The organism is Shewanella sp. MF05960, from assembly GCF_050849305.1.
GTDB lineage: Bacteria > Pseudomonadota > Gammaproteobacteria > Enterobacterales > Shewanellaceae > Shewanella.
Window position 1 is genome coordinate 1 of the sequence record NZ_JBOZPS010000037.1, and the last position, 10,040, is coordinate 10,040.

The 10,040-nt window shown below is 40.9% G+C and carries 11 protein-coding genes; 6 read left to right on the top strand and 5 right to left on the bottom strand.

Features of this window, described 5'->3' with window-relative positions; translation table 11 throughout:
• Positions 1 to 359: 359 nt before the first annotated feature.
• The 4 genes from ACROAE_RS20180 to ACROAE_RS20195 all read right to left on the bottom strand — a co-directional run bounded on the left by ACROAE_RS20180 (position 360) and on the right by ACROAE_RS20195 (position 3,981).
• Positions 360 to 890, bottom strand: coding sequence for a TlpA family protein disulfide reductase (locus ACROAE_RS20180; protein ID WP_432406006.1), 531 nt, complete (start codon positions 888 to 890; stop codon positions 360 to 362).
• A 65-nt stretch (positions 891 to 955) separates the two neighbouring features.
• Positions 956 to 1,432 (bottom strand): heme lyase NrfEFG subunit NrfF, encoded by a 477-nt coding sequence (gene nrfF / locus ACROAE_RS20185; protein ID WP_432406009.1) that lies wholly within the window; start codon positions 1,430 to 1,432, stop codon positions 956 to 958.
• Positions 1,433 to 1,437: 5 nt separating this feature from the next.
• Positions 1,438 to 1,992, bottom strand: coding sequence for a DsbE family thiol:disulfide interchange protein (locus ACROAE_RS20190; protein ID WP_432405978.1), 555 nt, complete (start codon positions 1,990 to 1,992; stop codon positions 1,438 to 1,440).
• A 15-nt stretch (positions 1,993 to 2,007) separates the two neighbouring features.
• Positions 2,008 to 3,981, bottom strand: coding sequence for a heme lyase CcmF/NrfE family subunit (locus ACROAE_RS20195; protein ID WP_432405983.1), 1,974 nt, complete (start codon positions 3,979 to 3,981; stop codon positions 2,008 to 2,010).
• A gap of 417 nt (positions 3,982 to 4,398) precedes the next feature.
• Here ACROAE_RS20195 and ccmI point away from each other — a divergent pair, with 417 nt between their 5' ends.
• Entirely contained in the window at positions 4,399 to 5,652 is a 1,254-nt protein-coding gene (gene ccmI / locus ACROAE_RS20200) for a c-type cytochrome biogenesis protein CcmI (RefSeq protein ID WP_432405987.1), read from the top strand.
• Between the two features lie 123 nt (positions 5,653 to 5,775).
• Here the strand turns inward: ccmI and ACROAE_RS20205 are convergent, their stop codons facing one another.
• Complete coding sequence (locus ACROAE_RS20205; protein WP_188959323.1) at positions 5,776 to 6,069, bottom strand: c-type cytochrome; 294 nt, start codon at positions 6,067 to 6,069, stop codon at positions 5,776 to 5,778.
• 325 nt (positions 6,070 to 6,394) lie between these two features.
• On the opposite strand from ACROAE_RS20205, the gene ccmA reads away from it, so the two are divergent.
• The 5 genes from ccmA to ccmE are packed head-to-tail and all read left to right on the top strand — an operon-like array spanning position 6,395 to position 9,174.
• Positions 6,395 to 7,045 carry a cytochrome c biogenesis heme-transporting ATPase CcmA gene (ccmA, locus tag ACROAE_RS20210; protein ID WP_432405990.1) on the top strand — a complete coding sequence of 217 codons (651 nt, stop codon included), beginning with the start codon at positions 6,395 to 6,397 and terminating at the stop codon, positions 7,043 to 7,045.
• A 9-nt stretch (positions 7,046 to 7,054) separates the two neighbouring features.
• Entirely contained in the window at positions 7,055 to 7,741 is a 687-nt protein-coding gene (gene ccmB / locus ACROAE_RS20215; RefSeq protein WP_432405993.1) for a heme exporter protein CcmB, read from the top strand.
• Positions 7,741 to 8,487: a heme ABC transporter permease gene (locus tag ACROAE_RS20220; RefSeq protein WP_432405996.1), complete on the top strand. Its 747-nt coding sequence runs from the start codon at positions 7,741 to 7,743 to the stop codon at positions 8,485 to 8,487. Before ccmB ends, ACROAE_RS20220 begins: the two co-directional genes overlap by 1 nt.
• Positions 8,487 to 8,699 (top strand): heme exporter protein CcmD, encoded by a 213-nt coding sequence (gene ccmD / locus ACROAE_RS20225; RefSeq protein ID WP_432405999.1) that lies wholly within the window; start codon positions 8,487 to 8,489, stop codon positions 8,697 to 8,699. Before ACROAE_RS20220 ends, ccmD begins: the two co-directional genes overlap by 1 nt.
• Positions 8,683 to 9,174: a cytochrome c maturation protein CcmE gene (ccmE, locus tag ACROAE_RS20230; RefSeq protein WP_432406003.1), complete on the top strand. Its 492-nt coding sequence runs from the start codon at positions 8,683 to 8,685 to the stop codon at positions 9,172 to 9,174. The genes ccmD and ccmE overlap by 17 nt, the downstream gene beginning before the upstream one ends.
• Positions 9,175 to 10,040 lie beyond the last annotated feature (866 nt).

The window sequence follows — 10,040 nt, forward strand, 5'->3', positions numbered from 1 at the left end:
TGTGAATGTCCACACAGATTTCTTGTTTAGATTGTTAAAGAGCGTACTAATACCAAAAGAATCAATCTTTCGCTTAGTGGCCGTTGACGCTAGGTCGTTGGCTTGGGCTGCGTATTCTACGCTTTCCTGTCTCGGCGTCAAGTGTTTTTTCAAACTTTCTTTTCGCCTTGAACTCCGTGTCAATAACCACTTCATTCAACCTAACCCGGTGACTGCTTTCGCTGTCTGCCGTGTCAGTGGATGCGCATTATAGGCACCATGAGATTTAGTGCAACCCCTTTTTAAACAAAAAAGGATCGCTTGGCGATCTTTTCACCAAAAACGATCCTTTTAATCTTTTTAAATGCTTTTATGCTGGTTTATTGTGCTTTATCGGTGTTTTTTATGAATTGAGTTAGAAAGGCTATCGCGTTTTCATCGTCCCAATCGACATATGAACGGACATAAGCCACCAGCTCACCTTGCTCATTTAAGATAAATGTTGCTGGTATTGTATCAAGCGGGAATACATCACGTAATTCTTGCTGTGGATCAAAGTAGGAATTAAATGCAGGTAAACCCAAATCCGTTAAGAAAGGTTTTACCACTGTTGAATCGGCATCGATTGAAATAGGTAACAGTACAAATTGCTCAGCATTGAGCGTTTGGTTTAAACGATGTAAAGCAGGAAGCTCTCTTACACAAGGTGGGCACCATGTTGCCCAAAGGTTCACTACAACAACCTTACCTTTATAGTGTTCGAAGTTAACCTGTTTACCAATTGCATTCGTGAAGTCCACGAGTGCAATTGGAAACGGTTGGGGCAAGATATTAATTCGTTCGAGTGTTGATTGAGTGACTTGTTCAGTTTGTTGCTGCATACCTGGGTATGCACTCACTATATTGGTCATGCTTATTAGCAGTACATTAAATAGTATTATCGCAAGCCACTTTTTCAATGTTGTTACTCCACGTTTTATTTACTTGCCTTGTTTTTATTTAGTAGAGCATCAAGTTCTGCTTGTTGCTCTGGTGTGAGAGTTTCCGCTTCTGTGGTTTGAATTCGTTGTCTACGCACAAATATAAACCCGATAAGCAAACCAAACACTAATAAACCTGCTGGACCTAACCATAAAACATAGGTTTTAGCATCAAGCTTTGGCTTATAAAGCACAAAATCACCATAGCGGCTGGTCATAAAGTCGATAATTTCAGAATCTGCTTTACCGCTGTCGACCATTTTATATACTTCAAGACGTAAGTCTTGGGCCACAGGTGAGTTGGAATCCACTAAGTTTTGGTTCTGACACTGTGGGCAACGTAATTGATGCGCTAGTGACAATGCACGCTCTTGGTTATCTGTCGATTTAAATTCGTAAGTATCTACTGGCGTAGCAAAAGCTGATACCGTAAATAATACGCTAGCAAAACAGATCAATAATTTAGTCACCATGTTCATTAAGATGCCCCATCTGCTTTAGCTTCGGTTTGGAGTTGTTGGATCATTGGGTATAAAGTTTCCGTCCACACGGTTTGATCAATAGGGCCCGCATAGCGATAACGAATAATGCCATTATGATCGACAATAAATGTTTCTGGCGCACCATACACACCAAGATCCAAACCTAACCGCCCATCTTTATCAAAAATATTCAAAGTATATGGATCACCTTGAGTCTGCAGCTCTTTGATTGCTAATGCTCGTTCGTCACGGTAATTAATACCATATATAGGTAGTAGATTACGTTTTGACAGCATCAATAAATATGGGTGTTCATACTTACAGGCTGGACACCATGTGGCCCAAAAGTTAAGCATTGTAACTTTGCCAGCAAGATTCTTCTCGGTCAGTATTTCAGTCGCTACTTCAAGTCGCTCAAGTTGGAAAGCCGGTACAGGCTTTCCTTCTAGGGCAGAATCAAGCACTTTTGGATTTAAGAATAATCCTTTGTATAAGAACACGCCCATACCCAAAAATATAACGAGGGGTATAAACAGTACAAACTTCTTCATAGTGTCTCCGAGTGATTATGCTGTAGCCAATTTTGCTTTAGCGGCTTCTTGCTGCTGTGCGACTTGCTTTACACGGTAGCGCTTATCAGATGCAGCAAGGAATCCACCCACCATCATAAAGATAGAACCAAACCATAACCAACGAACAAATGGTTTATAGTTTAGGCGTACTGCAAACTCAGTTAAGCTAATTGGATCACCCATGGTGACATATAAATCTCTGAATAGTCCCCAATCGATACCCGCTTCGGTCATGTCCATCGTCCGCACGTTATATTGACGGCGATCTGGCTTTAATAAAGTGATAAGTTCATCGTCTTTATAAATCTCAATCTGACCTTGTTGCGCGGTGTAATTAGGACCAACAACATTTTTGGTTTCTAAATACTTAAAGGTATAGCCAGCTAACTCTTGTGAGATACCTGGGCCCATTCGCACACTTTTTTCAATTGAGTAGTTAGATACCATTGTTGCGCCAAGTACTGATACAGCAATACCAAAGTGAGCAATCATCATACCTAGCTGACTACGACTGATTCGACTCAGGCTAATACCACCTTCTTTTTGGCTTACAATATTATATCCAGCGCGGAGTGTTGATAGCATAATCCAAGACGTTGCCGCGACACCAGCCATAACCCACGCATCAAACTCACCACCAGCAATAAACGGTACAGCTGCACCTATTACTAATGAGATAATTGCCGGTACTAATAATTGACGTCTAATTTCACCGGCTTTTGATTTTTTCCAACGAATGATTGGACCGATGCCCATAAAGCCAAATAGCACAAGCACAATAGGAACAAATACAGCGTTAAAATATGGAGGCCCAACAGAAATTTTACCCATACCCAGTGCATCTATCAGTAATGGATATAATGTTCCTAGTAGTACCGTACCTGCTGCAACTGTAAGTAGCACATTACAGATTAGCAACATGGTTTCTTTCGATTTAAGTTCAAATCGTGCAGGGCTACTCATCTCATTAGCACGGAATGCAAACAAAGTTAATGAACCACCAACGGCAAGACCAAGTAATAATAGAATAAACAAACCACGACTTGGATCTGCAGCAAATGAATGCACAGATGTTAAAACACCTGAACGAACAATAAAGGTACCTAACAGACTCAATGAGAATGCAAAGATAGAAAGTAGTACGGTCCAGTTACGGAATGCGCCACGCTTTTCCGTCACAATTAATGAGTGCACCAAAGCCGTACCAACTAACCAAGGCATAAATGATGCATTTTCAACTGGATCCCAAAACCACCAGCCGCCCCAGCCTAATTCGTAATATGCCCACCAAGAACCAAGTGAGATACCACCGGTTAAAAATATCCAGGCTGCTAGTGTCCATGGACGACTCCAGCGTGCCCATGCAGAATCAAGTCGACCACTCATTAGTGCTGCAATAGCAAATGCAAAACATACTGAGAACCCCACGTAACCCAGATATAGCATCGGAGGATGGAAAATCAGCCCCACATCTTGCAGCATTGGGTTTAAATCTCGTCCTTCCATTGGGATCGGAAATAACCGTTCGAATGGGCTAGAGGTCAAGACCATAAATAAAGTAAAACCAACGACTATCATCGCAAGGACTGACAATACCCTTGCAGTAAAGACTTCTTCTAAGCCTTTACTAAAGATAGCGACAGACATTGCCCAAACGGATAGCGCAAAAACCCAAAACAGTAATGACCCTTCATGACCACCCCAAACAGCAGCAATTTTAAAGAAGATGGGTAACTGTGAGTTTGAATGATGCGCGACGTAAGCAACAGAGAAGTCATCTGTCGCAAAGCTGTAGGCTAAGGTAATAACAGAAAGACTGATAAAGAAAAACATTCCGTAGGTCAGTGGCCAAGCATAACGAACAAGATACTGGTCTTTACGAGCGGCACCATATAACGGTACGGACGCTAACAGTAAGGCAAAAGCCAAACCAAGAATTAGCGAGAAATGTCCAAGTTCTGGAATCATGGGTATTCCTTAGTCTAAATAATTAAGCGGGATTTGAAACAAACAAACCACGACAGTATCAATCAATGCATCGAAACTAATATACGCACATTAGCTTAAACGAATTTTAACGCATTTTAGAACTTGCTGTTGCATCTGTCTGCCCTTTTCGTACAAAACTGGGTCTCCAGTCTCATTATGAACATCTAAGTAATCAAAATGAATCCCTAGTATTGGCATATGACACAAGAGGAATTATAAAGTTTCATACAATTTAACAAACACATCCAATCTGTGAACCAGTACGCAACTCTCAGGATTTGGATTCATATCTTCCTTATATTACTATTCAATTAATAATCTTTACGTATAATCAAACTTCCAAGCACTGCGGTAAACACCGCTTCTTCTGTTAACCTAAAAGTGAATATTTAAACAATGACCACATTTTGGATTTTTATTGCGCTTGTCGTACTCATCGGCCTAATCATGATTTGGGTTCCTCACTTTCGCCAACAAAAGCTATTACAAGCAGAAGAGGCTGGCGTTCGTAGACAAACTAACCTTGAACTTTATGGTGAACGTTTAGCAATACTCGAAAAAGAATTGCAAGATGAGATGTTAGACAAAACCGAATTTGATGCCTTAAAGAAAGAACTTGAAATCAACTTACTTCAGGATATGAAGCAAGAAGGTGATGACTCACTTGATGTTGAGATTAAGCCTAAGAGTGCATTATGGCCTGCTTTTATGACCATTTGTTTGCTCGCCATTTCAGGTTACTTCTACCAGCAACTAGGCGCTTACAACGAGTTAGCCAATCCACCTCAAGCTAATAATCCTCATCAAGGCATGGATCCCGCTCAAATCATGTCGCAACGAGTGCAGATGATGGAAGCAAAAGTGCAAGCACAACCTGATGATAGCCAAGCTTGGTTTAGTCTAGGTCACGCTTACGTTTCAGCTAACCAATATGACAAAGCAGTAGCAGCATTTGATAAAGTGATGGCATTAGTTGGCACACATGCTGAGTTACTTGGTCCTAAAGCAACTGCACTATATTATAAAGCAGGTCAAAAAATCACGCCTGACATCCAAGCGGTTATTGATCAATCACTGGCTTTAGACCCTCAAGATCCTTCAACATTATTGCTTGTTGGTATGGATGCTTTCTTTACCGCTGACTACAACAAAGCGATTGCAGCCTGGCAAATGATTTTAGACAGCGATCGCAACGATGTAGATCGCACTGCATTAATGAATGCGATTGAATCAGCCAAAATGCGCATGAACGAAACAGCAGACACAATGCCTAATGACACTAACCACAATGGTGTTGCTACAGTAAACGCTAAAACATTGGCAATAGAAGTCACTATTTCAGAAGAACTAGCAGACAAGGTTAGTGCAACAGATACAATATTTATCTTTGCCCGTGCGACCCAGGGTCCTAAAGTTCCGTTAGCGGCAATAAAGATTAGCGCGGCGAACTTACCAACAACCATAACGTTAGATGACAGCACGTCTATGGGCGGCGATTTAACCTTGAGCTCAGCTAAAGAGGTTGAAGTGATTGCGGTGCTATCTAAAAATGGCAGCGTTAAACCACAAGCAGGTGACTTAAAGGGCACTATTGATGCTATCGCAGTGGGTGGAAGCGCTACATTAACGTTAGATACGCTAGTGCAATAACATAAGTAAAAAAGACTAAAAATGATTGCTATGTAACACGTTTTATATAGCTATCGTTAAATCTGTCAAAAAGCACCCATAAAAAAACCGGCTATTAGGCCGGTTTTTGGTTTAGTCGAAAAATTACTTAGACATAAACTCGATAGCGTTTTTGTAATCATCGTCTGTACAATCTGTACACATACCACCTGGTGGCATTGCATTTAAACCAGACTTTACAGAACCCACTAAGGCATCTAAACCTTTAGCTAGGCGTGGTTCCCAAGCAGCAGCATCATGAACTTTTGGCGCACCGGCCACACCCATGCTGTGACATACTTGACACGCTTTGTTGTAAATAGCTTCACCTTCTTGAGCAAACACATTCGCAGACAAAGTTAATGCAGCTACTGCAGTCATTGCTAACAATTTTTTCATGTTCAACGTTCCTAATTGCAAATATACAAAGCTTAACGCTGCCCTTTGATTTAGAAGGCAGACTCTTTTTAGCCACACTAGATTACTACAAATAGCAAAAAAACTCATCTTTTTGTGATAACAATCTCAGGTTAGTCTCTAAATCAAGACAATCTGGCTAGTTCAGGTAATATATTAGTAATCGTTAAAAAAGTTCAATTGATATTGTGTTTTTTGGAACTATATCAAATTGCTAGCACTTAGTCTGAGACAAAGCTAAACCGACAAAAGCCTTTGTGTTAGTATCATTTCGAATTCATCCTCACGCGTAAATTAAGAGGGATAAGTGACCATATCAAATCAATCAAGAGTACTGTTAAGTGCCAACGAATTAACCTGTATTCGTGAGGAGCGCATATTATTTGATGGACTCAGCTTTACTATTAATGCTGGTGATATCGTCCAAATTGAAGGCCCTAACGGCGCAGGTAAAACAAGTTTATTACGCATTATTGCGGGTCTGTCACGTCCATACGCTGGAGAAGTAGAATACCTAGGTGAAGACATTACACGTTGCCGTGATGAATTCAATCACGACTTACTTTATTTAGGCCATTTAGCCGGTGTAAAGAGTGAACTCACAGCAGAAGAAAATCTTAACTTCAATTTAAGAATCAGTGGCTATGATGATTTTGATACCACGGAGTTACTCGCTAAAGTTAACCTAGCAGGATTTGAAGAAGCCCTTGCCGGACACTTGTCTGCAGGACAGCATCGACGCACAGCACTCGCTAGATTACAGCACAGTAATTGCAAAATATGGATTTTAGACGAACCCTTTACTGCTATCGATAAAAAAGGCGTAGAAGAGTTAGAGCAGTTGTTCATTGAACATGCTAAGTCTGGAGGATGTGTCATTTTAACGACGCACCAAGATATGAGCATTATTAGTGATGACATATTACGTAAAATCACGCTCGACTATCGCTTCGTATAAGGTATCTGAATGAAACGAGGAATTAGTTATACCACGGCATTCATGACGCTCTTACAGCGTGATTTACGCATTGCTATCCGTCATCGTGGGGATATTTTCAATCCGTTATTGTTTTTTATATTGGTTGTGACTCTGTTTCCATTAGGGATTGGGCCAGAACCACAAGTGCTCACCCGAGTCGCCCCAGGGATTATTTGGGTTGCAGCACTCTTAGCGTCAATGTTGTCACTCGAACGTTTATTTAAAGCTGATTATAACGATGGCACCTTAGAGCAAATGCTATTAAGCCCTCAACCTCTGTCACTTTTAGTTCTGGCAAAGGTATTGGCTCACTGGATATTAACCGGTGTGCCTTTGATATTGGTTGCACCATTGCTTGCAGTTTTACTGCACTTAGACGGCAATAGCTATGGCGCATTAATGGCAACACTTGCATTAGGTACCCCAATATTATCATTGCTGGGTGCTATTGGTGTTGCCCTAACCGTAGGTTTGAGAAAAGGCGGTGTGTTACTCAGCTTATTGATTTTACCCCTGTATATTCCGGTGCTTATTTTTGCTACTAGTGCAATAGATGCAGCCGGACTAAACCTAGCTTATGATGGTCAACTTGCGATACTTGCGGCAATGTTGGTCGGTTCTTTAATCTTGGCACCTTTTGCAATTGGCGCCTCCTTACGTGTGAGTACAAACTAATGTGGAAATGGCTACATTCTTACGCAGACCCAGAACGGGCATATAAATTATCGGGCACCTTATTGCCATGGTTTTCTGTATTAGCAATATTACTTGTGGGTACTGGCAGTATTTGGGGTTTGTTATTTGCCCCTACTGATTATCAACAAGGTGATAGTTATCGAATTATTTTTATCCATGTTCCGGCAGCCTCAATGTCTATGGCAGCATATATGGGCATGGCGATTGCTTCATTTATTGGACTGGTATGGCAAATTAAGTCGGCAGACTGGGCAGCAGCAGCAATTGCTCCTATTGGCGCCGTAATTACCTTTATTGCCCTTTTAACTGGGGCAGCATGGGGCAAGCCTATGTGGGGCACATGGTGGGTTTGGGATGCACGTCTAACATCAGAACTCGTACTGCTATTTTTATACCTAGGGGTAATCTCCTTATATGCCTCGTTTGAAGATAAGGTTCTTGCCGCTCGCGCTGCTGGAATCTTAGCCATTGTAGGTGTCATTAATATACCGATCATCAAGTATTCTGTTGATTGGTGGAGCAGCCTGCATCAGCCATCGACAATTAGAATTACTGAAAAATCGACCATGTCGACTGATATGTTATATCCATTATTAATCAACATTGTTGGTTTTGGCATGATGATAGGCGCGATTACACTCGTACGTTATAGAACTGAAATTCTTGCCCGTAATGGTATGAGACCTTGGGTTCGTGAACTGGCTACTGCAGAGGAGGCTAAGTAATGCAGTTTGATTCATTTGCAGACTTTGTAGATATGGGTGGCTATGCGTTTTATGTATGGTTGTCTTATGGTGTAACATTTGGCTCCTTAGCCACATTAATTACCTTGAGCGTAAGACAAAAACGTAAAGTATTAATAGAAATTGCTAAAAAGATAACGCGTGAACAACGCCTTAAAGAAACAAGAGGTACTAACCGTGAATCCAAGACGTAAAAAGAGATTAACCTTAGCGGTAGCGTTGATTGCAGGTGTTGCAGCCGTAGCTTCGCTTTTACTCTATGCATTAAATTCAAACCTTAATTTATTCTATACACCGTATGAAATTACACACGGGAAAAACGACACTGGTGTAATGCCAGAAGTGGGTCAACGCATTCGTGTTGGCGGTATGGTTACTGTAGGTTCAATGAAACGAGACCCTAATAGTTTGCATGTTGAGTTTGCCGTACACGACTCAGCAGGTGGTGAAGTCATTGTTACTTTTGATGATTTATTACCCGACCTTTTCCGTGAAGGTCAAGGTATCGTTGCGCAAGGAGTGCTCATTGAATCAGGTAAACTTGAGGCAACAGAAGTCTTAGCAAAGCATGATGAAAACTATATGCCACCTGAAGTTGCTGAAGCTATGGGCCAAAAACATGAAAAGCCTGAATATACAGATAAACAGGCTGAAGGATATAAATATTAATAGGCAGTTTAACTCTTATTAATATTAGAAAAGACAAATGCCAATCTCATGATTGGCATTTTTTTTACTAAATTTGACTAATGTTTATATCTGCCTATCTGCCTATCTGCCTATCTGCCTATCTGCCTATCTGCCTATCTGCCTATCTGCCTATCTGCCTATCTGCCTATCTGCCTATCTGCCTATCTGCCTATCTGCCTATCTGCCTATCTGCCTATCAAAAATGCTAGCAAAGACTACATACCGAGGCAAAAAGAAACGTCAAAATATCTACTAGAGATTAGGCACTCATAGAGAATAAAAATCATCGAAATTAAAGTTTAAGAAAACTCGCTTAATGGTTCTAGCTTGGGATAAAGCGTGATTTTTCTGGTAAAACAAAAACCTAAAATTAGCTTTCAAAATTAGCTGAACCTGGTCATGGAACCAACATGGCAGTAATCTGTAACAATAGTAAAGACGAGTGCTATAAATCAGGCCCCATATACAAGCACCTATATACTATGACTATGGTAATGGGTTCTGCTACTGCTAGAACAATAACAAGATTGATGCGCAACAGAATTAAGATTTGTTTTATACCCATCCGCATTAATAAGTCCCACTCAGAATGCGTCCAGTGCCTATTGATTAAGGCGTGGCTACATCGTAATTATTCCCTTTTCGAATAGCGAGCACACATAACAAAAAGCTGCTGTAACATTCCTTTCTGGCAGGTTTTAAAAGGCTTACACCGCGTTATCTAGCGTCAATTAACTTGGCCGGTTCCGCGTCAATTATCTTGGCCGGTTGACACCGAATTTTATTTGCTCTTATTGAGCGCTGTTTTGCGTCGGTAACTTTCACCTTCGCAATGAATAATCGTT

Coding starts and splice junctions, on each gene's coding strand:
- ACROAE_RS20180 (WP_432406006.1), bottom strand. CDS start 890: ATGACCAATATAGTGAGTGCATACCCAGGTATGCAGCAACAAACTGAA.
- nrfF (WP_432406009.1), bottom strand. CDS start 1,432: ATGGTGACTAAATTATTGATCTGTTTTGCTAGCGTATTATTTACGGTA.
- ACROAE_RS20190 (WP_432405978.1), bottom strand. CDS start 1,992: ATGAAGAAGTTTGTACTGTTTATACCCCTCGTTATATTTTTGGGTATG.
- ACROAE_RS20195 (WP_432405983.1), bottom strand. CDS start 3,981: ATGATTCCAGAACTTGGACATTTCTCGCTAATTCTTGGTTTGGCTTTT.
- ccmI (WP_432405987.1), top strand. CDS start 4,399: ATGACCACATTTTGGATTTTTATTGCGCTTGTCGTACTCATCGGCCTA.
- ACROAE_RS20205 (WP_188959323.1), bottom strand. CDS start 6,069: ATGAAAAAATTGTTAGCAATGACTGCAGTAGCTGCATTAACTTTGTCT.
- ccmB (WP_432405993.1), top strand. CDS start 7,055: ATGAAACGAGGAATTAGTTATACCACGGCATTCATGACGCTCTTACAG.
- ACROAE_RS20220 (WP_432405996.1), top strand. CDS start 7,741: ATGTGGAAATGGCTACATTCTTACGCAGACCCAGAACGGGCATATAAA.
- ccmD (WP_432405999.1), top strand. CDS start 8,487: ATGCAGTTTGATTCATTTGCAGACTTTGTAGATATGGGTGGCTATGCG.